General features: G+C 40.5%; 19 protein-coding genes. 2 read left to right on the forward strand and 17 right to left on the reverse strand.

All coding sequences use genetic code 11. The features are described 5' to 3' along the window. Nucleotides 1-10 precede the first annotated feature (10 nt). The 12 genes from AYJ08_RS01075 to AYJ08_RS01120 form a co-directional block, all read right to left on the reverse strand. Complete coding sequence (locus tag AYJ08_RS01075) at nt 11-2,509, reverse strand: lantibiotic dehydratase (RefSeq protein WP_064016245.1); 2,499 nt, start codon at nt 2,507-2,509, stop codon at nt 11-13. Nucleotides 2,510-2,519: 10 nt separating this feature from the next. Then, on the reverse strand, nt 2,520-3,638 hold the full coding sequence (locus tag AYJ08_RS01080; protein WP_082890823.1) for a PqqD family peptide modification chaperone: 1,119 nt from the start codon (nt 3,636-3,638) through the stop codon (nt 2,520-2,522). Between the two features lie 126 nt (nt 3,639-3,764). Beyond that, nucleotides 3,765-3,938 carry a thiocillin family RiPP gene (locus AYJ08_RS23235; protein WP_157452763.1) on the reverse strand — a complete coding sequence of 58 codons (174 nt, stop codon included), beginning with the start codon at nt 3,936-3,938 and terminating at the stop codon, nt 3,765-3,767. 28 nt (nt 3,939-3,966) lie between these two features. Continuing rightward, on the reverse strand, nt 3,967-4,140 hold the full coding sequence (locus AYJ08_RS23240; RefSeq protein WP_157452764.1) for a thiocillin family RiPP: 174 nt from the start codon (nt 4,138-4,140) through the stop codon (nt 3,967-3,969). A gap of 60 nt (nt 4,141-4,200) precedes the next feature. Continuing rightward, the gene (locus AYJ08_RS01085; RefSeq protein ID WP_082890824.1) at nt 4,201-4,923 is read right to left on the reverse strand and encodes a nitroreductase family protein; all 723 of its coding nucleotides are present in this window, start codon (nt 4,921-4,923) and stop codon (nt 4,201-4,203) included. Continuing rightward, entirely contained in the window at nt 4,920-6,668 is a 1,749-nt protein-coding gene (locus AYJ08_RS01090) for a SagB family peptide dehydrogenase (RefSeq protein ID WP_064016246.1), read from the reverse strand. The genes AYJ08_RS01085 and AYJ08_RS01090 overlap by 4 nt, the downstream gene beginning before the upstream one ends. Beyond that, nucleotides 6,665-7,339 (reverse strand): TOMM precursor leader peptide-binding protein, encoded by a 675-nt coding sequence (locus tag AYJ08_RS01095; protein WP_064016247.1) that lies wholly within the window; start codon nt 7,337-7,339, stop codon nt 6,665-6,667. Before AYJ08_RS01095 ends, AYJ08_RS01090 begins: the two co-directional genes overlap by 4 nt. Nucleotides 7,340-7,363: 24 nt before the next feature. Next, complete coding sequence (locus tag AYJ08_RS01100; protein WP_231928961.1) at nt 7,364-8,680, reverse strand: YcaO-like family protein; 1,317 nt, start codon at nt 8,678-8,680, stop codon at nt 7,364-7,366. A gap of 135 nt (nt 8,681-8,815) precedes the next feature. Then, complete coding sequence (locus AYJ08_RS22680; protein ID WP_082890826.1) at nt 8,816-11,362, reverse strand: winged helix-turn-helix domain-containing protein; 2,547 nt, start codon at nt 11,360-11,362, stop codon at nt 8,816-8,818. Between the two features lie 646 nt (nt 11,363-12,008). After that, nucleotides 12,009-12,809 (reverse strand): DUF817 domain-containing protein, encoded by an 801-nt coding sequence (locus AYJ08_RS01110; RefSeq protein ID WP_064016248.1) that lies wholly within the window; start codon nt 12,807-12,809, stop codon nt 12,009-12,011. Between the two features lie 253 nt (nt 12,810-13,062). Further along, a complete protein-coding gene (locus tag AYJ08_RS01115) occupies nt 13,063-13,275 on the reverse strand; it encodes a helix-turn-helix domain-containing protein (protein WP_031415270.1) in 213 nt (70 codons plus the stop codon). Nucleotides 13,276-13,286: 11 nt separating this feature from the next. Next, entirely contained in the window at nt 13,287-13,766 is a 480-nt protein-coding gene (locus tag AYJ08_RS01120; RefSeq protein WP_064016249.1) for a DUF2975 domain-containing protein, read from the reverse strand. A 640-nt stretch (nt 13,767-14,406) separates the two neighbouring features. On the opposite strand from AYJ08_RS01120, the gene AYJ08_RS01125 reads away from it, so the two are divergent. After that, a complete protein-coding gene (locus AYJ08_RS01125; protein ID WP_064016250.1) occupies nt 14,407-15,027 on the forward strand; it encodes a pyridoxamine 5'-phosphate oxidase family protein in 621 nt (206 codons plus the stop codon). Nucleotides 15,028-15,174: 147 nt separating this feature from the next. Here AYJ08_RS01125 and AYJ08_RS01130 read toward each other — a convergent pair whose 3' ends face one another. The 5 genes from AYJ08_RS01130 to AYJ08_RS01150 form a co-directional block, all read right to left on the reverse strand. After that, entirely contained in the window at nt 15,175-15,408 is a 234-nt protein-coding gene (locus tag AYJ08_RS01130) for a hypothetical protein (protein WP_156038001.1), read from the reverse strand. Nucleotides 15,409-15,912: 504 nt separating this feature from the next. Beyond that, on the reverse strand, nt 15,913-16,242 hold the full coding sequence (locus AYJ08_RS01135) for an antibiotic biosynthesis monooxygenase family protein (protein ID WP_003339582.1): 330 nt from the start codon (nt 16,240-16,242) through the stop codon (nt 15,913-15,915). Nucleotides 16,243-16,603: 361 nt separating this feature from the next. Beyond that, nucleotides 16,604-17,986, reverse strand: a complete 1,383-nt coding sequence (locus AYJ08_RS01140; RefSeq protein ID WP_031415275.1) for a glycine--tRNA ligase — start codon at nt 17,984-17,986, stop codon at nt 16,604-16,606. A gap of 378 nt (nt 17,987-18,364) precedes the next feature. Beyond that, complete coding sequence (locus tag AYJ08_RS01145) at nt 18,365-19,693, reverse strand: hemolysin family protein (protein WP_082890827.1); 1,329 nt, start codon at nt 19,691-19,693, stop codon at nt 18,365-18,367. Between the two features lie 59 nt (nt 19,694-19,752). Continuing rightward, entirely contained in the window at nt 19,753-20,220 is a 468-nt protein-coding gene (locus tag AYJ08_RS01150; protein ID WP_064016252.1) for a MerR family transcriptional regulator, read from the reverse strand. Between the two features lie 244 nt (nt 20,221-20,464). Here AYJ08_RS01150 and AYJ08_RS01155 point away from each other — a divergent pair, with 244 nt between their 5' ends. Next, nucleotides 20,465-21,346: a YitT family protein gene (locus tag AYJ08_RS01155; RefSeq protein ID WP_064016253.1), complete on the forward strand. Its 882-nt coding sequence runs from the start codon at nt 20,465-20,467 to the stop codon at nt 21,344-21,346. Nucleotides 21,347-21,404 lie beyond the last annotated feature (58 nt).

The raw sequence follows: 21,404 nt of genomic DNA on the forward strand, positions 1-21,404 counted from the left end.
TCCTTCTTTCTCATATTTGAGAAAAATCACACTTTATCAGGGACACAAACTCACTTGCACAAATTTCTCCTCTTTCATTTTCGAGCCAATGCTCTGTGATACTTGGTAGTGCCTCCGTCAATGTAACACTTAGCACAGTCTCATCGATCACGGTCTGCAATGCCGTTTGAATAGAATGGTAGCTCTGAAAATGTAACCACATCGGCTTTCGTTTTTTCGCTATCATAGAAAGCTCACTTTGCTCCCTCGCTATATATACCTCATCGGGAAAACTGTTCTCGCGTTGCCATTTTTGTAACCGAAAGAAATAGGAAAAGTCCGTCTCCCCTTTCTCTTGTAGGGGAACCAGATGAATAGGAATTCGCCAAAACGCGCGCTTCTGTACGATCCGATCTTCTTGGATTCGTGGATAATATTCCAAATCGTCTGGAGGATGAAGATTTGTCCCTACTCCCAAATGAAAAGCACTTAACCAAGGAGAAAACATTGTCAAAAAATAGCGGAGAGGTCCGCTTATAAAGTGTTGTGGAACCGCCCCTAAATAGTGCGGGTATACTGATTGCCCGTACTTGTTGAAAAACATAAACACCCCATTTTCACTCAGGGATAAGTGTATATCTGTCACTTCTATATCAGGGGCCTCTTCTGTAGTCGGGCTTTCAGTCCCCCATCGGAGGGCACTCTTAAGTAGTCCCCATTGCTTCTGTAGATTGCTGAAATCAGACACTACAGGAAAATACAGCACCTCCCCGTCTGACGGATACATGTCTTGCACCCACTCCTTCAAGCTTGTTGCTAAATCTCCATTAGCCTCGTCAAACAAGGGTAAAAACCTTGATAAAAGTCCACCTTCCCCGCTGTTCAGCTGATTCAATACAATCTGATAATCTCCACTTTGTATCCCTGTTATCCCGTTAGATGACGCGATCTGGAAAAATGCACAAGCACTTGGGGGAGCCGATGCAAGACGAGTATGAGAGATGCGCTTCCCTGCTAAAGCATCTTCGGCTGTCTTCTTATCTTTTTGGATCGCCTCTTTTAGTAACCGCCCATAATCCTTTCGCTGATAAAAACTATATAAGAACTCATAAATATCATCACATATTCCTTTTTTTCCGTGGCGTTCGATAAAATGATCGACTAACAGATCGTACACATGTGTTCTAAAATAGTAGGGACTTAACTGTTCTCCTAATCGGATCAAATCCTGCTTGACCAATTCTCCCACAGGAGGAATCGGCGTATGATATCTAACGTCTTCATAGATCAAATTGCTCTTTTGCAAAGAAATCGGGTTCTTTTTTTGTACCTGTAGAAATGCACGACGAGCTAGTCTGGAAATGAGCGTGGTGAGACGCAGCCTTTTATCCGCCTCGCTTTTGGCCATTTGATTCGCACAAGTATCAATCAATTGGAGTAATCTACGCAATCTGCGAGATTTCTTGCTGTCAATCAACTTCAATCTTTCGATCACACCCATTACTGGCGATAGGCTGTTACGTGAAAACGGCAAAACAGGTTGAAACAATCCCTCATTAATTAAATCAAGAAAATTCATACAATAAGGCAGTCTCTTTTCTATTTCCTGATAAGTGCCCCCTGTCAGGCACTTAATAGTATCTCGTTGTTCCTCAGGTATTTCCTTTGTGACAATCTGTTCATTACGCCATGCAAACCCATTATACATTGTATATGACATTTTTATCCACGTTATCTGTGTCCCGTCCCATTTAATAGAGGGGTTCTTTTCATAGGAAAATAATCCTAATAATTCCTCGTTCTTTGCCATCTCGAAAACCAACTCAGATACCACTGCCAAAGAGAGATGGCAGATGGAGGCGCCAAAAATTTGTGTTGGGGGCAAGGAAGTATCTTTTTGGAACGATGTAAGTCCTACATTTGCAAATGTACTGAAAGGGCTTACTTTACTCGCGATCCGCCCCACATAAGAGACACTTGACCGTGCATATTGATTAGTAGGAAGCCACTGCTTGATCCGATCAATACGGTAGGAGCGAACATATTCTGGACTGGCCAAGACCAGACCCTTTTGCCACTCTGGATGACTCATCATGTTAGCTAATCGCTCACTTATCTGGAGAACTTCCTTTGCAAAGATCTCATTGGCCAGTAGCAGAGCGTTGTCACGGGAACGGACCGATTGAATCCATTCGCGCAGCATTTGGGCTGTCTCAGCAGATAATTTGTTTATTATGGCTTGGAGATCGAGGTCACTAAGTTTCGGATAGCGCTTGTTGTAAATACTTCTTTTCAGTTGTAAAAGATTACGTAACGTCCCCTGTTCCTCATTCGCTAAAGAAGGCACAAGCTGATATAAAGCTTGCTCGATGTGCTCGCCAGATGATCGAAGGAATTCTTCTTCTTGGAAAACCTGAGCAAGAGCTGAAATACTATTGACTAGCATTAGATTTTGCAGATGGTTTGTAGTACCTCCTGCTACACGTACCATTAAATAAGGAGCAATTGTAGTAGCTTGTTCGTTAGACATCTATATCACCTCAAAATAAGGTATACGCCACAAATCCGATCACGACGAATAACAGACACATGTACAGAAACGAAAGCATCGTATAAATCATATAGATCATACTTCGTGGGCTCCTCACATTTTGCAAATAGCTCGGTAAAGGACGCCTCAGCATGCGGTAAAAAACATACAAAAACGCCCTTCTGCGTAATACCATCTCTCCGGTGGCTGCTTCAAGCGCGTGATAACCATCTGTAGGCAGTAGTAGGTTCAGGTTGCCTATCATCAGCATGATGCCGAGAAAAGAAATAAGAGAAGCGGTTTCTCCCCATCGTGTCTCTCCCAGTACAAGAGCAATCGCCGCCCACACTCCAGCGGCACTCAAATCAAAAAAAGGGCCGGCCAATGAAATGTACATCCGATGAAACTTGTTCTGTAAGCGATAGGTATCTGTCCGATCAACATAGGCTATAGGAATGAAATAGTACAATAACCCGATGCCGGCTTCTCGAATACGAACACCAAAATATTGACTAACCACCGCGTGGGCTAATTCATGGAAAATCAAGTGAATGAGTATAACTGGCACAACAAAGCCCCAGACTACTTGCGCCAGATTCGGAAAAAATCCAAAGATATTCCCTGACCAAAGAAACAGAAAGACAGCCCCCATACTTATTCCAGTAAGGAGTATGCGCGCAGCAGGCTTTGGAATAAAACTGATCATTCTCGCAATAAAAACAGTAATTGCTTCAATCGTTCGGACAAGCGGGAGCTTTAGTATCGGCCTATGACTTACTTTATGTATCACGGAGTCGAAACCACGTTCTTCTTCTGGTTCTATATTGAGTACACCTGATCGTTGTAAGTCACGAAAAAAGCGGTAAACCAGTATTTGAATAGATGAGTGATTGGGATATTCCGATTCCAACACATGTACGACGTCCTGACCGGTTATTTTCCCATCCAACATTCTGAGTATTTTGACACCAAGTTCTGGAATAAGAATGTATTTTCCACTCGTGGAATGAAATAACATCGTCTGGTTATTTGCCCCTTGTAGCATTTCGACCTCTTTTTGTAGCTGAAAGGGATAGGATAAAAAATGCATATCTTTTTCAGTAATAGATTCTGCTTGCGCCGCAGCCATATAATCACCTACTCTCTTTTCTTACAGTCTGGGATGATATACGCTAGAGATAATGAGCGGTGGTACCAACCGTCCTGTTGGTACCACCACTCGAGTGGGAAATCCTTTTTCGTACGAAAGCTTTCTTTAGCCTGCGCTACTTGCGGTACCTGCAGTACCCGCTGAAGAAAACGGCGTAGACAATGTACCTGCAGAACCAGCAGACCCTGCACTAGAAGCCGGAATTGCCATATCCAGTTGAGTAGGAAGCTCTTCTGCATACAATTCTAACTGACTTACCATTCCGAGTTTTTGATCCATTCTGTACACCCACTTTCATTATTTTCTATTATCCAGCTGATCCAGCTGTAGCAGCACATCCTGCTGAGGAAATCGGGCAAGATAAAGTGCCTCCTGTACTAGCACTACCTGCTGTACCAGCTGCCACTGCCAAATCCACTTGGTTAGGAAGCTCTTCTGCGTACAGTTCCAACTGCGTTACCATTCCACATTTTTGTTCCATGATTATCACCTCCTTTCCAGGCTTGCTGGGGTGGCTATTAGTCTGTAAAACCTATGGCACTCATACTTTCAGCGGCTTTCCCACTGCAAAGGCAAATAGCTGTGCTTGTTTATATCCATCTACCTTTGCCAGTTTGCTCAGAGGCTTGGGCAAAAAGCCTGCAAACACACTGCCCTCATATCCTAGGGTTAATGCTGCAAGCCAAGCATTATGAGCAGCGGCTCCTCCCCTAGTTAACAAATGTCGATACCCATGACTTCCATAAGCATGCAGGGCTGCTCCAAGAGAGCCAGTAATGATTAGGATAGCTGGAGCCCATGAGAACTCTTTTTGCAGGACAAGTACATGCCCTTCCTCCTGCGGCGGGGCCTCTCCTACTTTTACCAAGACGTGTTTTTTCTCATCGTATTGATAGATAGCAGGCTCCAAGCCGTCAATCCGCCAAGCCACCACTAGTATTTGTAATAGAATTCCTTTCTCTTGCTGTGCTTCCCAGTTGATTTGATCACCTTTTGTTGCAGCTGCCAGCATCGCCCCTACATCACCCAAATCGATCTGTCCTCGATCAAAAAAGCGGACACTCGTTCGATGACAAAGCACGTCCTGTAGTTCCTGACCTAATGTGGATACGAAAGGTAGCTTGATATTTTCTGAGCTATCACTTTGTTGTTCCACGATTAACTGTAGAGGTATCACAGTGGCATCAACTTCACCTAGATCACGATTATATTTATTTTCTGCGATCATCATCTCAATAAGCTCAAATGGTTGTACGACGTTCAATATTTTCCCCCCTCTCTATGCAGGGCAAAGATGGCCGTGATTGGCTCTCCGATCTCATTCACCTGAAGCTGCTGATATAGCGCTTCTTCCTCCCAAGTATGGTAGACAGTAACAGACAAGCCTAGTCCAGAAGCGACCGCCTGCATTTGCGTCATAGCTACTCCAGCATCCAGATGGATCACTTTGTAGGCAAAGGCATGGTACTTGGTAGCAACCCTATGTAAGGCCCCAGTCAGTACGATTAACGCATCGGGATAACGATCTGGTGATTCACCCACTACTTGGGACATTATGGCTTCTATATCCTGCATCCCATCACTTGCACCAATACGAGCTAGCTCATGGTCTTTTATTTGATAAAAATATGCACCAGACTGCAAGCCATCCACGGTACGTGCAAGTACGTATATCTGTGTAGAGCCTAGATTACCCCCAGTAGGCGCCCAGCGTTGCAGTTTGTCATCCACCTTCGCACCTTCTTGCTCTGCTCGTAGACCAGCTCCGCACACTAGGACTCTAGATAGAGCTGCTAATGTTAGAAGGCTGCATTTTGATTCATCTGGTGAGAATGCAAACAGATTTTCCAAAAAATTCCCTTTCGGCACAACCAGCTCTCCCTCACCTGGTAAGGAAATGACTGGCGAGCTTGGATATTGTTTTGAATCGTATGAGAGAGTTATATTACTTGATTTGTAATGCATCTGATGTGCTTTGGGATCTAGAAAATCCTTTGGTGGGAAGGCAATCATTTTCTCAAAACGGTATGCGATCTCAGGAGCTTCAGCGCTCAAGTAGTCCATCGGCATACAATTCGGACATCCAGGCCTGCAAACTAAGCGTTGCTTCTTTTGGCTCCACTTATCAAAATCAAAAATAATCGATTCTAATGCCATAGATGGAGCCATTCTGCTCAAGAGATATGTCACCTGCATACTTGTAAATTGAGCCCACCAATCAATGTGTTCAACTAATGGTATCCCTCTTGGCTCCCATTTCAAATTAGCCTGAAAACAATCGTAACAACCAGTTAGTGACCTATCTAAATACGGCCCGATGACCCCATTTTCCCCGTCTACCATACTCAGCAACCACGGAATTTCTTTTTCCCCGCATACTCTATCCAATTCTTGTAGCTTGCTTGTATACCGACTATGAGCAGCCAAAAATACTAAGACAAAGGTGATATCTTGTAAATATATTTCATCCTCCATTGATAAGAGCTGGACATCTTTTACCCCTACATGTAAGAGCTCTTTCTGCACGCTCTTTCCCTGTTCAACATCTGTTATAAGGATAACGTTTTGTTGTTTTAGTCGATTCAGCCCTTCTACCGCACTACGATTGACTCGAGTCAGATCGGTATGTCTGCGGAAAAAAGCGAGAGCCTCGGGATCAAAGTCAGCCATGTCATAACCTTCGTCCTCTATCCCGTCTTCAAGTAATCCTCTTGCGAATAACAGCGCTAGTACATTTTTGATAGCTAAAGGTGAATAGCTTGGAAAATGAGTAGCCAAGTCATCCAGCGTTTTTGTCCCATCTAATAAAGGAATGAATTGGGGAAGAAAATGTGAAGCAGCTTGTCCACGGAACACCTCCATCGATTCCCCGCCATGCACCAATAACCCTCTTGTTATTGGAACCACTTGAAAGCCGTCCGTCATTCTAGGCTTCCTCGGCAACTGAAACTGTGGGTCAATCTCTGCTGCTATTCCCATCTTCTCCGCCGACATCGTAGAGCTTTTCATGATTGGATCAGCTCCTTCTTGGAAATAGTCGGTTCTTTGATGAGATTTTTCAGATCCACGCGCAGTTGTGCTACACTCCGATCCTCTTCCTGACGACCTAGACCACACCGAGGGCATCCGTGAACGCCAATTACCTGTGTTTGAAGGGGTTCGCTAGTTAATATATTTATCTGCCATAAAGACCCGGAGATCGATGTGGATTCTTGCCTGTAGCACTTCTCCAGATGGATGACCTGAGCCGCACTAAGACTGGCAAAAACCCGAAGAAAGCCTTTTGGACCTGCTTCTGGATGAGCATCATAGTAGCTATTAAGTGCATCTATGTATTCTGGAGTAGGTGAATGCTGGAGATACCGTTTTTCAAAGCAATGGTAGCATGCACCTTCACTCGTATCTACAAATGGTCCAATTCTAAGATAAGGATGATCCATTACTACTGGTAGCCAAGGTATTTTCCAACGATAAGAGTACTCGTCCATTTGATTACTTAACTGACTAACAGCTCTCCATGATGCCAATACATGTATTCTAGCTACTGGAAATAGATGTGTAGGAAGCTGTGTATAGGTTGCCGGCATGTGTGTCACTACTGTTTCCGGAGCTCTGCTCACGATCTGATTGGCAACTTCCGTACCAAAAGTACCCACTGCAATTACATGAATCGGTTTCATCGCGATCTCCTTCTTTCCATCTTGTTATGCAAATGGTTGTGGCCATGGATTAAGCTGCTCTTCTGTTTTCGCTGCATAACCCATAGCTGCTGGGGCAGTATACAGCCGAGGGTGTCCTAAAAAACGGGAGCGGTGACTAAACGACAGTGGCTGTAAACCTGGGATGATTACGCGAACGACCCGCATGCCGACCTTCAGAGCTTCATCTGTCGTAAGATCAACAACATATGCATCTAGGTTTTTCGTTGACAGTATATTCAGTAATTTATTTAAGTTATCAACGGCATTGCCCGTGTCCAAATTTTTGAGTTGAGAAACAACTCGACGATGAGGGGAGTTCGTAAGAAAATCGTATGCCCCAATGTGCTCTGGTTTTCCCATATAAACAGCCCCATGTACTACGTGATAGAAATCATCGATATTTTCAGGGATCTCTCTATCTGCGAGCATCGCTATTCGAGATGAAGCAGCCTCTCGCATTACTTTTTTAATTGCTCGCTTAGGATCTAGATCGGTAGCGCACATAACTAGTGCAGCAAGCTTTCGATTGTGCGGCGTTATTTGTACAGAATAAATCGTGGGAACACCGATATCAGTGGTCGCATCAAAAATATATTGCTGTATGTGTCCACCCTTATTGGTTTGCTTTAAAAACTGCCGCATGTCTTCATCCATCTCATCAAATTCAATGTGTGGCAACGGGAGATGTTGGAGCCAAGTAAGTGAAATAGAGTCTCGCTCTATCACTTCACAAATGGCACTGATTAATGCTTCCTCGATAGATACATGGGCGGCACACCCTGTAGAAATCGGTAGCCAGAACCTCTCTCCTATGCTTTCTGCAGAAAGATGAAGGTATGTCATAATGGCTGGAACCCATACCTCTCTTTGATCCAGTAAAGAGATTCCTTTCACCCATCGAATTGGAGCATCCGTTACAGGATTTATGACTCCGCATTTTGGATGACGAAGTTCTGCATCCGAGCACACAGGCACTTTTCGTAGATCCATAGCATCATCGCCTAGCTCATCTGCAGTTGCCCAAATGAACTGGCTTTCATCATATGTACAACTAGAATAACGTTCTAACCCTTCTGCCATCGAACGAATACGGCTTTCGGTCACGTCTGTAGAACCACCCGCTCCATCCATACCCCCGCTAATGGACCTTCCTTGCGTTGCGCGTTTTATCTGAGTAAGTGAATGGGAAATGTCACCTAATGAAGATAAATGAATGGGAAACTCTGGTTCTCCAGGGGATATAGGGAGACGATCAACTCGACTAATCAATCCCACCATAGGCTGAACTAATTTTTCTAATGGATGACTCATTTTTTGCATGGTTTCACCTCTTTTTCGAAACTATGACGTGTGTTGTGTCTCTCTCTTTCTTATGTCCGTATTCTACCGAATAAAAAAAACCCTATCTTCCCCCATATGGGGGAAAGCAGGGTGGAAAAATGGTAATTTTTGCATTTAATCTAAAAAACCCTGTTCTTTCGCAACTGACACTGCTTGTACCCTATTAGATACATCCAGCTTTCTAAAAATGTTATTTATATGAGTTTTAACCGTTTCTTTTGAAATGCACAACTCCTTGGCTATTTCTACATTGGTCAGACCTGTGCTCAAAATACGTAGAATAGCTGTTTCTTGCTTGGTAAGAATGTTCTCCTTCTCTTTGAGGGGGATTGTCTCCCCAAACTGTTGTAATAATGTCTCCAGGTAGGTAAGGGATAGGGGGGCATTTGAGCTACTGAGAGATTTTTTTCTCATCGTTAAGTAACGTTGCAATAATTTTAATATAGGCTTACCCTCATCCAAAATCATTCGAATACATCCCTCTTTTTCTACCTTAATAAGCACATCTTCCAACAAATGAAAGGCTTTTCTCATTTTACCGATTTGGAACATTACCCTAGCATGTATAAGCGTGACGGTCATTCTTTGCGTTTGCCGTAACTCACTCACAATCATAAGTACCTTTCTAAGTAAACGTAACGCCTGTGCTGTTTTTTCTTTCGCTAAGAAACATTTGAGCAAATCAAGGTATTCCATGACAAGTTGTGGATGTATATCGTCGTCGGCACTTATCTGTACGAGTTGCATATACTCATTCGCTTTCCTTACATTTTCCTGTTCTAACCAAATCATCGCCATTTGGCTGTACACCTTTCTAATAACATTAGGATGGTCAATCGCCGCTTTTTCTATGGATTCCTGTAGGATTTCTATTGCTTCTTCACAGCGTCCTTCTGCCAGATGTATCTTCGCTTGTATGAGAGAGGAATAGATGAAGAGCTTTAACATATGGAAACGATTCGCATATTCATACCCTTTATTTACGTATACTTGGGCTTCATCTAGTTCATTACACTTATACTTCATATCCGCCCAATATGTATACAAAATCCCTAGATGTGGAGTCTCTTTGCAATACGCTGATCTCTCTTCAATTTCAATGAACCTAGATATAAAATCCATTACTTCTTTTAGTGAATCATTTGGACTAGCCGTCACCTTTATCTCTCGATCATCGTATAATATACCTAAAAACTCGAAAGCACGTTGATCAAAACGCTCTATCTTCTCTTCTACTAATTGCAAAAATTTGTCTGCCTCTCCCTTGAACAGTGAAACTAATCCTCTGCATCCTAATAGTTGAAATTCGTACTCGTTTATATTTTCCCTTGAAAGGGTACACTTTATTGCTTGATAGTGCTCGGCGACATTCTCCAAATACGTATCTGCTTTTTGTACGCCCTCCTGTTCTAGGATAAGAGACGTGCGGATGAGATGTAGACTCGACCTTTCTAGTAGATACCTCTCTGGCAATTCCTTAATCCAACCAGCCAGTAAGTGATATCGGCCTTGATACAATAAAGGCATCAATTCCTCGATAAGTCGGGACGCATCGAGAAAATGTTCTCCTGCTAAATAATATTCTACTGCCTCCTCAAAGGAATTGGACTTTTCCATCCATCTCCCTGCTGCTTGATAAATCTCAGAGACCTTATCTGGATACTTATGCGCGAAGTGATTTCTCAAAAATTCAGAGAATAACATGTGGAATCTATACCAGGCACGATTGTCATCAAGCGGAGTAATAAAGAGGTTCATTTTCTCTAGCTTTTCCAACATGCTTTGACTGTCTGAACGTCCTGTTATAGTATCACAGAGGCTACTGTTCATATTTTTCAATAAAGATGTTTGCAATAAAAACAATTGCAATTCATCGGGTAAAAGTTGAAACACTTCATTAAATAAGAAGTCAGAAATGTCTCGATGTACGCCATTAACTTGATGTATCCTTTTTGAAAAATCGTTTTTCTCTGTCATTGAGAGAGCTATGAGATTCATCCCCCCAATCCAGCCTTCTGTTTTACTTACAAGAATCTCTATTTCCTGATCTGTTAAGTGAAGATTCGCACATTCATGAAAAAACACCTTAGTTTCTTCTTTTTTAAATTGCAAATCATGTACGCCTAACTGTAAAATATGCCCTCTTGCCCGCCATTTCACGATTGGCAGCGGAGGCTCGGTTCTAGCTGTGATGAGCAAGTGGACATGGTGAGGGAGATATTCTATCAGCCATGTAAGTGACTCCAAAATATCATTTCGATAAATCACATGGAGGTCATCAAGAACAAATACCACTGTCCTTTTTATGAGCTGCATGTGCTCAATTAAGGTTTTGATCAGTGAAAACGAATCTTGATATCCTCTATCTAAAATGTGAGAACATTTTTCAGTTACACCTGGAAGCACTACTTCCAATGACGCGATCAGATGGCTCCAAAAACGAATATATTCATTGTCTTGAGTATCTAACGAAAGCCATCCTACACACTTTAGATTTTCTTTTATCCACAAACCTACTGACGTCGTTTTTCCATAGCATGCTGGTGCAACAATTAATGTGATTGGAAGCGAAAGTGCTTGGTCCAATCTTCTAAAGAGCTCCTTTCGTGAAACGAAGGACGCTTTTATTCTTGGTACAAGTAGCTTAGTGCCAATTACCATTTTCTAACCCTCCATCCATTTGTGATTTAATAGGTGTCAAGTTTAACAATTACCATCAATATAATATTTTAGTATATTTACCCAATTTTTCCCATATATAACAATCGTATATATAAATCCTATTCACTCGCTCTTTTTCCTCTATACAGCAGTTACTTATCAGAGCCTTTCCTGTCGTGGCTATTCAACGGTCTCTGGAGACCGAGGCGAATCCAGATTCTCGGATTCGAGCTGACGGGCCTGCAAGACTCTTAGAGTTAAAAATGATTATTCATCTAACAGCGGATAGATAGATAGATAGATTGATTCATTATTTATTTTCAGAAAATCTGAGATATTAATATCTTGGTAAAAGACAAAGCCACTTTGCTTTTCGCAGGTGGCTTAAGAATATACGGATGGACTTTGGCAATCTTCAACTTCTCATTAAAACCTTTCAGTTCATCAAAAATCGGAAATTTTGTACGCTTAGCAAATTTCGACATAAAAAAAGCCAAATACCTGTACGAAAGGAATTTAGCTTATTTTCATTACATGTTATTAAAAGGAGCAAATAACCTATATGAGTCAAATGTGCTGAAAGAAGACCATTTTACATTCAGAGAAAATGGTCTCATTAGATACTTTACATTCATTAAATAAGTTTTTAACTTATTTTGGAACTCCTTACTTTTTTAGATATTACAGAACCTTTGTAACAAGCTTCTTTAAGCTGAACGACTATCATTATGCTGATAACAACAAGTAAGAACCAAGAACTAATTTTACCAATATGTACTAGACTCCAAGAGTCTTGTTGATTCGGATATTTCCACGCTCCGAAAAACGTTGCAATGTTTTCTGCAATCCATATAAAGAAGCCAATTAGGAAAAATGAAAGAGGAAGTGACATTTTATATGTGTTGTTTCGCACTGTAAATTGCACATAAGTTTTAAAAAAGACAATAAATAAAAGGATTGTCAAAATCCAACGGAAATCTAAAATAAAATGATGTGTGAAAAAGTTTAAGTAGATCATCACTCCAAGTGGTATTGTCCATTTATATTTTGGCCAATTATTCATTTTTAAATCAAATCTCCGCCAAGCATGACAAATATAACTCGCCACACTTGCATACATAAAACCGCTATATAGTGGTACTCCAAAAACTTTCGTCCATGCTTCTTCTGGATATGACCATGAACCGACATGAACCTTATATACTTCTAATAGAAATCCGATAACATGAAACACACTAATCACTTTTAATTCGTCTTTTGTCTCTACATTATATTTGAACATGAGAAATTGCGTAATCAGACAAATAAGTAGAATAAAATCGTAACGATGCAATCCAGGAATTGAAATCATCTTTGAAACAGCAAGTGTTACAAAGATAATCACTGGAAAGATGCAAGATAAGGCTTGATGGTAACCAAAATAAAAAAGATCTTGTATATATCTCATGTTTTCACCTTCTAACTGGATAGGTTCTGTGCAATGTAGACTTAACGCACATCACGTTTTTGGAATAATGCCCTTAATACAATCAGTAAGGCTACAAAGTGTATAAGAACAAAAAGTAGTGATGTTATAAAATGGCAATCCGTAAATAGTGGCTTAGTTCCATCACTAATAGGTACGTTACTGTCATACACTTTTAAAATTAAAATGAGATAATATGGGAAATTGCACCATTCTTTAAGCATCTTACGTTTTATTATTTTTTGTTTCCCTTATATTCTAAAATGTCACCTGGTTGGCATTCTAGAACTTCACATATCTTTTCTAAAGTTGAAAATTTAATCGCTTTTGCTTTCCCATTTTTCAAAATTGATACGTTTGCCATTGTAATTCCTAGTTTTTCTGATAATTCTGTAACACTCATTTTCCTTTTCGCCAACATTACATCAAGGTTTACTATAATAGGCATACTTTAGCACCTCAAATCGTTAGATCGTTATCCTGCTTTATCTCACTAGCTTTTCTAACTAAATGAGAAAGCATGGAAGTAAATACGGAAATAACGACCGAGAAAAATAGAAACATTACTATAAAAACTAAAATGTTTGTGTGGTAGCTTCCTACTACGAAAAGATAAAACAACGCTAATACGTACAATACACCTTCAATCATTGATAAAACACTAATTCTCTTCAATCTATCTGCATTTTTAACAGTAAAGGCTTGATCAAAGGCAATATCGGAACATATTTGCCATCCTAAAACTAGAGCAATAAAAAATGGAATTCCTGTAATCCAAATAAATCCAGTAAAAGGATTGTAAAGGTCCTGTAAATTTTTTGATTCCAGTAAAACTTTCTTTCCAATTTCAGGTGCAATATAAATGCAGAGCAATACACCAGAAATTCCACAAAACATAATGATTAATTTTAACCACGATGATAGTTCTTTCTGTCTCATAAAAGTTCTCCTTCTCATCTAGCTAATAACCATATATTAATTTGGAGCATATTTAAAGTCAACAAAAAATTATCGTAAAACAATAAAATTTTATCGTTTTAATTGTGTTTATTAGGTCATTCCAGATATTCCTGCTTTTTCAGCAGCTTCCTATATTGCTACTTCTGAAGCAGGAGTAGTTGGGTTATAATGAGGTCAAACTCTACAATGCCTCACTGCAGGTAAAGAAGCTCTTCAAGATGAGTTATTAAAAAATAAAATTACACCATACTGAGGATAAACTATGTTAGATATTATCATCTGTTTACTGATACTAGCCTCGCTTTATGTTTTGTTTAAGGAATGGAAAAACAAAAAAACAAGAGGAGCAGCAGTATTTTTGTTGGCTATAATCATTCACATGCTTTATAAAGCAATAAAAACCTATCTTAACCAATAAAACCTTGAAACTGACCTGCCTGATTGGAAAAATTTCTCAAGGGTCTCTTATTCCCCCGCTTTTCCCCATTCCAATCCACTTGTTCTTTTACGCCAACCACGCCAAAATATTCAAAATATGATATGATTGATACTGCTTATAAAATTTAGCGAACATTATAATAATAATTAGTAACTATTTTCAAAAGAGGTGTCTGATTAAATGAAATCCTTTCAACATACTATCGGATCTGAAGAAGAACTGCTTACAATGATTGGTACACCAAGTCCTCTAGCCAAAAACAAGGTTATTCCGTTCATAGATGCGCATTGCCGTTCCTTCTTAGCGAAAGCACCTTTTCTCGTTTTATCTACAAGCAATAAAGAGGGGCTTTGTGACGCATCTCCACGTGGAGACCATCCTGGCTTTGTGCATGTACTAGATGACCACCATCTTCTCATACCTGAGCGCCCTGGCAATCGTCGAGTCGACTCACTTCGAAATATTTTATCTAATCCATACGTAGGCTTACTTTTCGTCATTCCAGGACTTGAAGAAACATTGCGTATTAATGGAAAAGCACAGATCATTGCAGATCAGGAGCTTCTCGAACCCATGCAAGTGCAAGGACGAGTACCTCAATTGGCAATTGCAGTAGAGGTAATGGAATGCTTTGTTCATTGTGCTAAAGCTTTTAAACGTTCTGGGCTCTGGCAACCAACTAGCTGGCTTCCTAAGGAAAACCTCCCCAAACCAGCGGTCATGTTGGCCGAGCATGCAAAATTTTCCCCGGAAGATGTAGCTGACTTATTACATGATAGCTACACCAAACGCTTGTATTAAAACCTCGTAAAAAGAGCTGGTTTCATAACCCTTTTCCAATGTAATAAGGCTGCCGGAATGTTTCCGACAGCCCTTGGGAGCTCACTTCTTCACTTTTCTGCATTAGCTTGTCCAATTCACATGCATGTAAGATACTCCTATGTTCCACTATTGTTGCACTTGTTTTTTCTTCGACTTCATTTTCAGTTTTTGCTTTACATCTTTATAGGTGGCATCATCCATTTTTTTCAATAATTTATGATGTTCACTTACGTCCTGAATACTTGCCTCAACGGTTTGTGTGCGAAGATCTTTGCGTACCAAAACCGTAGAGAACCAGAAGCCGATCATAGCCATCGATAATAAAACAGGTCCAGTAAAATATGAAATTTCATAAGACATGCTCTTCGCTCCTTCCTTGGTTTTGTGATCTCTTCCTCGCTGTTTTTTATTCTACTAGAAAAATAAAGAAATAATATGGAAAACTAATAGAAAAATCATCACAATTTTATTATATTCCTACCGCACAAAAAATCTCTTTCGTATACTTAGTAAGTAGCTATTTCTTATACCTGAAAAAAGCTGACTGCTTTCCTAGATTCTCTTTTTTCAAATGACAAGCTACCCTATCAGCCTAAAATCAATTTGACCTTTTGCTCGGTTTACTCTGATATTTTGCCTACGATGCGATCTCTTTTCCGCTTCATCTTCTGTGTTAATAATAGGAAATAAATCCTTTTATCTACTAATATGGTAGCATATCTGCCTATAAGTTTATAGATGCATACCTTAAGACTCACTTAATTTTTCCTAAAAATTACCTTAAATAGCATATTTAGGTGTGGATTAATTAGTTAAACAACATGAAAAAAGACGCTATATGAGCGCCTCTTTTCAACATCCTAATTATGATTGTACGATGGCAGATTTACTAGACTTTACGTCATACACACCATGGGATGAACTTACGATATGATCTGGTTTTGGTTTCCCACGGCTTTGACGGTGTCCTTCCAGATGAGCTTCACTGGTTTCCCATCTTTTCCAAGCCTCTTCTGATTCCCAGCGAATTAACACGATAACTTCCTCATCATGTCCCTTACGAGTTCGCTTTACTAGCACGCTTAAATCGATAAATCCCTCAATCTTCTCAATTTCGCCTTCCCCAGTAAAATGCTTCACCACCAAATCTGAAGTACCCTCTTTTACAATAATCGTTTTTGTTTCGATAAACATAAACTAACACTCCCTTTATATGTATCGTAATTAACAGTTATTCCTATACTATTCAGTCTCATTCTCTCTTCATTTTAGTTGATAAAGATTATCATAGTCAATTGTTGAATCCTGTAAACTGTATAACAGGCCTATTGGGTCTAAATTATTACCGAGCAATATATGCTGGGCTTCAACAAACAATCTCCGAGCAGCTTGTTAACCTGCTAACGTGTAAGCTCCGTACGAAAAAGCCGTTCTCTCCACACTTGTAGTGAGAACGGCTTTTTGTAGAAGTAAAAGGTTTGATGAAAGAAATGTTTTTTGAATAGAATCAAGCTCTTGCAGGCAATTTATCATACAATGCTAAAATTGTACAAGCTTAAAAAGAAATTTTAGCTTCAATGAAGGCTTTCAAATCTGCAATCGCTACACGTGTTTGTTCCATTGTATCACGATCACGTACCGTTACCATGCCATCCTGCTCGGACTCGAAGTCATACGTAATGCAAAGTGGTGTCCCAATCTCGTCATGACGGCGATAACGTTTACCAATAGAACCGGACTCATCATAATCTACCACAAAATCCTTGGACAAGTCTGCAAACACTTTCATAGCTGGTTCAGACAATTTTTTGGACAATGGGAAAATAGCTGCTTTATACGGTGCTAACGCTGGGTGGAAACGTAAAACGGTACGGCTATCCCCACCTTCAAGTTCCTGCTCCTCAAACGCATCGATCAAGAATGATAGCGTTACACGATCTGCACCAAGAGATGGCTCGATGCAATACGGTACAAAGCGTTCATTCGTTTCAGGATCAAGGTATGAGAAATCTTCCCCAGAATGCTCCATATGCTGCTTCAGATCGAAATCTGTGCGGTTCGCAATACCCCAAAGCTCTCCCCAGCCAAACGGGAATTTATATTCAATATCGCTCGTGCCTTTACTGTAATGGGATAATTCATCCTCATTGTGATCGCGAAGACGAACATTCTCTTCTTTTACTCCCAACGACAACAACCATTGGAAGCAGTAGTTGCGCCAAAACTCGAACCATTTCATATCCTCGCCAGGTTTGCAGAAGAATTCAAGCTCCATTTGTTCAAATTCACGTGTACGGAAGGTAAAGTTACCTGGTGTAATTTCATTGCGGAAGCTTTTACCGATCTGTCCAATCCCAAACGGCATCTTCTTACGCATCGTACGTTGGACATTTTTAAAGTTTACGAAGATACCTTGTGCAGTTTCGGGACGCAGGAAGATTTCATTCGCACTAGATTCTGTCACACCCTGGAACGTTTTAAACATCAGGTTGAACTGACGGATATCCGTGAAGTCTTGGCTGCCGCAATCTGGGCAAGTAATGCTATGTTCCGAGATAAGCTCTTGCATTTTTTCAAAAGGAAGACCATCAACAACTAGCTCGATGTTTTTTTCTGCAAGTTTATCTTCAATCAGCTTATCTGCTCGATGACGTGCCTTACATTTTTTACAATCGATCATTGGGTCGTTGAAATTGCCCACGTGACCAGATGCAACCCATGTTTTTGGATTCATCAAGATCGCCGCGTCAATACCAACATTGTACGGAGATTCTTGAATGAATTTTTTCCACCAAGCCTTTTTAATGTTGTTCTTTAACTCGATACCAAGCGGACCGTAATCCCACGTATTCGCAAGACCTCCATAAATTTCAGATCCTGGAAATACAAATCCTCTGTGTTTAGCAAGAGCGACGATTTTGTCCATGGTTACACTCATTCTCTAAAACTCCTTTTTATCCAAATAAGTATTGAAAAGCTCTCGCCCCTTTCAAAAAATACGGGATGAGAGCCTATGCTTCACTTAACAGTCAACAGCCAAACAATGATGTTGACCAATGTGTATGTATGACCTGCTCGGTTTGCGCTTACCCTGTAAGATAAGGCACCAGAAGTTTAGCCTACATAAACTCTAGGTATTGTAAACCATGTATTACATGTTACATGGTTTACGCCCAAAATTCAATTGAGAGTTCACATAAATCCCAGATAATCTTTGCAATTTTTTAGGATAATGATTAGAAGGCACTTCCGGAATCAACGAATCCAGAAATGCCTTCTTTGCATGTTATCCTTTTTTGGCTAATTTACAGGTAGATTATTCCTTCTCAACAGAACCTTCTTTTTCTGGCTGAGCAGCAGGCTTAATCTCCACACGTTTAATGTGATTAACATCCCTCTCCAATATACGGAACTCATAGCCCTCGTATACAATTGGGACATTTTTACGTAGATCGGGATTTTGCATAAGCATCCAGCCCGCGATCGTATCTACATCTTCATCATCCATATACAGATCAAACATCTCATTTACTTCACTGATCAGCACTTTTCCATCAATAATTTTATGGTTTAATCCCACCTCTTGAATGCGTGGGCGTTCATCTTCATCATATTCATCACGGACTTCACCGATTATTTCTTCAATGATATCCTCCAACGTGACCAATCCAGCAGTGCCTCCATATTCGTCATACAAAATAGCCATTTGAATGCGTTTCTTTTGCATTTGAACTAAGAGGTCATGGATAGCTATCGTCTCAATTACTTTTAAGACAGGACGAGTAAACTCTTTCAAGCTGGTGATCTGTAGCTCACTCTCACCCAAGCTATGAATGAAGAAATCTTTAACGTTTACAATCCCGACTACATCATCCTTATCCTCGCCAAAAACCGGGTAGCGTGTATATTGTTCCGATTTTAAGGTTTTGATGTGCTCTTTTATCGGGTCATCTAGATAGAGACCCACCATTTCGGTGCGCGGTACCATGATTTCTTTCGCAATCCGGTTATCGAATTCAAAAATATTGTTAACATATTTAAATTCAGTTTGGTTGATTTCACCGCTATGATAGCTTTCTGACAAGATCAGTCGCAGCTCTTCTTCTGTGTGAGCCATTTCGTGCTCGGAGGCTGGTTTTAACCCGAATACCCCAGTAAGAAAGCGTGCGGAACCGTTCAAAGCCCAGATAAACGGATACATCACTTTATAAAAATAAATTAATGGTTTTGAAAATAACAGAGTCACTCGCTCTGCCTTTTGAATAGCAAAGGTCTTAGGAGCCAATTCTCCTACTACCACATGCAAATATGTCATGGTTCCAAATGCAATAATAAAAGAAAGGGTATTGGCCACTCCACCTGAAATATTCATGCTTTCAAAAAGTGGCTGTAGCATATGATGTACAGTAGGTTCGCCTAGCCATCCCAAACCCATTGCTGTAATCGTTATTCCCAACTGACATGCTGACAAATACTCATCCAAGTTGGTAATTACCTTCTTTGCTGCTAATGCACCTGGTTTCTTTTCCGCGACTAATTGATCAATGCGACTGGTACGAATCTTGACTATCGCGAATTCTACCGCCACGAAAAATCCAGTAAAGGCAATTAAAATAAACACCATGACTAAATTAAATATCTCCAACCAGTTACCTTAATCCATCGCTGAATTAAGGTGTTCACCTCCATCGAGTCGTTCTCTCTCTAATTTTTTTCCTGCTTGTAAGGCAAAAGTAGCAATAAAGAGTGTAAAAGCGTGGTTCCTTGTACCGACAGTTTTTGTCGAACTTCATGTTGCTCCTCTTCCGACAGAGAATTAATCTGGCTCATCAGCAAACTCATCTCCTGCTCGAGCTGTTGCATACGTTGATTAACATCTTTAGTCAATGCCAACAGTTGCTCGGCATTGGGAGCCTCCCGTTTATTCCTTACCAATTCCTTTATTTCACAGAGCGGCATGTGTAATGACTTGCATTGTTCAATCATCTGCAAAATTTCCAAATCACACTCATCATAATAACGATAATTGGAAGAAGACCGCTTCGGTTGCAAAAGCCCCAAGTTCGTGTAGTAATCAACAGTCCGTTTTGAAATGTTTGCCAAAACAGCCAATTCTCCTATCCGATACACTGCCCCATCACTTTCCCTCCTTTCTGCTACTAATGATGTCATATCAAAAGTGTACAGTCAAACGTGATGGTTGTCGAATTTGGAGAAAAAGGAGCATTTTTAGCCTATATGCGAATGTTACCGGCCTGACAGACATTGTTGCTCGCTGTCACGCAAGCACTCACAAAAAATTCATATCATTGCCTTGTTAAAACTCTCAATCGTTATTGAATCTTGGCATAGCTTTAGGTAAAATCATACGAGTATTACAAACTAGAAAAGATAATGGAGAACGAGACGAAACGACATGAGTACTGCTGACATTCCTGAGAAAACAAAACGCTTTTTTTATCATCCTGTTTGGTGTGTTTGTCGTGATCTACTAGGCATTTTAATCGGTTGTGCAGTATTTGCCTTCGGAGCCAATACGCTAATTGCCGCCCATCAGCTTTTACCTGGTGGCTTAACCGGAATCTGTACGCTTCTATATCGACTGACAGGGATGAGTGTTGGTACTTTATATTTTGTGCTAAACATTCCCTTATTGATTCTCGGTTATCTTAAAATCGGCAAGAAATTTATTTGTTATACCATTTACGCAGTTGTTTGCATCTCAATCTTTCTCAATGTGATTCCACAAAAGCAATTATGGACCCACAATATTTTACTGGGTGCCGTTTTTGGTGGGTTAATTGCAAGTATGGGAACAGGTTTTATCCTTCGCGTAGGTGGCTCAACTGGCGGAACGGACATTTTAGGCAGAATCGCTGTGAAGTATTTTCAAATCCCGATGGGCGTTTTTGGACTGTGTATAAATGCCCTAATCGTGATAGCTTCCTCCTATTTTGGTAATCCGGAGATAGGGATGTACACCATCATCTCTATGTACATTGGGTCCCGTACAGTTGATTTGGTTCTCAATCATATCGATCGGATCACAGTTACTATTATTTCCAAAAAAGGAGAAGAGGTAGCTGAAGCGATCACAAAATCAGTTGTCCGACGCGGTGTGACGATTTGGAATGCGAGCGGTGCCTATACTCATCAGGACAAACAGGTACTAATGTGCGTTATTGTAAAACACCAATGGTCGGAAACCAAAAAGATAGTGCTTACTACTGATCCAGAAGCTTTTATCACAGTAGCACCAATTAAACGTATTGTAGGTAACTTTAAAGAGACCTGGTAGGCTTTCTTCCTTCATTAGATCTATAGGTACATACTATAGTAAGACCCTCGAAGCACTG

The organism is Brevibacillus sp. SKDU10 (genome assembly GCF_001645205.1).
GTDB lineage: Bacteria > Bacillota > Bacilli > Brevibacillales > Brevibacillaceae > Brevibacillus_B > Brevibacillus_B halotolerans.

What these genes read in the sequence shown, in the direction of transcription:
- AYJ08_RS01075 (WP_064016245.1), bottom strand. Translation starts at nt 2,509, where the DNA reads ATGTCTAACGAACAAGCTACTACAATTGCTCCTTATTTAATGGTACGT.
- AYJ08_RS01080 (WP_082890823.1), bottom strand. Translation starts at nt 3,638, where the DNA reads ATGGCTGCGGCGCAAGCAGAATCTATTACTGAAAAAGATATGCATTTT.
- AYJ08_RS23235 (WP_157452763.1), bottom strand. Translation starts at nt 3,938, where the DNA reads ATGGATCAAAAACTCGGAATGGTAAGTCAGTTAGAATTGTATGCAGAA.
- AYJ08_RS23240 (WP_157452764.1), bottom strand. Translation starts at nt 4,140, where the DNA reads ATGGAACAAAAATGTGGAATGGTAACGCAGTTGGAACTGTACGCAGAA.
- AYJ08_RS01090 (WP_064016246.1), bottom strand. Translation starts at nt 6,668, where the DNA reads ATGAAAAGCTCTACGATGTCGGCGGAGAAGATGGGAATAGCAGCAGAG.
- AYJ08_RS01095 (WP_064016247.1), bottom strand. Translation starts at nt 7,339, where the DNA reads ATGAAACCGATTCATGTAATTGCAGTGGGTACTTTTGGTACGGAAGTT.
- AYJ08_RS01100 (WP_231928961.1), bottom strand. Translation starts at nt 8,680, where the DNA reads ATGCAAAAAATGAGTCATCCATTAGAAAAATTAGTTCAGCCTATGGTG.
- AYJ08_RS22680 (WP_082890826.1), bottom strand. Translation starts at nt 11,362, where the DNA reads ATGGTAATTGGCACTAAGCTACTTGTACCAAGAATAAAAGCGTCCTTC.
- AYJ08_RS01110 (WP_064016248.1), bottom strand. Translation starts at nt 12,809, where the DNA reads ATGAGATATATACAAGATCTTTTTTATTTTGGTTACCATCAAGCCTTA.
- AYJ08_RS01115 (WP_031415270.1), bottom strand. Translation starts at nt 13,275, where the DNA reads ATGCCTATTATAGTAAACCTTGATGTAATGTTGGCGAAAAGGAAAATG.
- AYJ08_RS01120 (WP_064016249.1), bottom strand. Translation starts at nt 13,766, where the DNA reads ATGAGACAGAAAGAACTATCATCGTGGTTAAAATTAATCATTATGTTT.
- AYJ08_RS01125 (WP_064016250.1), top strand. Translation starts at nt 14,407, where the DNA reads ATGAAATCCTTTCAACATACTATCGGATCTGAAGAAGAACTGCTTACA.
- AYJ08_RS01130 (WP_156038001.1), bottom strand. Translation starts at nt 15,408, where the DNA reads ATGTCTTATGAAATTTCATATTTTACTGGACCTGTTTTATTATCGATG.
- AYJ08_RS01135 (WP_003339582.1), bottom strand. Translation starts at nt 16,242, where the DNA reads ATGTTTATCGAAACAAAAACGATTATTGTAAAAGAGGGTACTTCAGAT.
- AYJ08_RS01140 (WP_031415275.1), bottom strand. Translation starts at nt 17,986, where the DNA reads ATGAGTGTAACCATGGACAAAATCGTCGCTCTTGCTAAACACAGAGGA.
- AYJ08_RS01150 (WP_064016252.1), bottom strand. Translation starts at nt 20,220, where the DNA reads ATGACATCATTAGTAGCAGAAAGGAGGGAAAGTGATGGGGCAGTGTAT.
- AYJ08_RS01155 (WP_064016253.1), top strand. Translation starts at nt 20,465, where the DNA reads ATGAGTACTGCTGACATTCCTGAGAAAACAAAACGCTTTTTTTATCAT.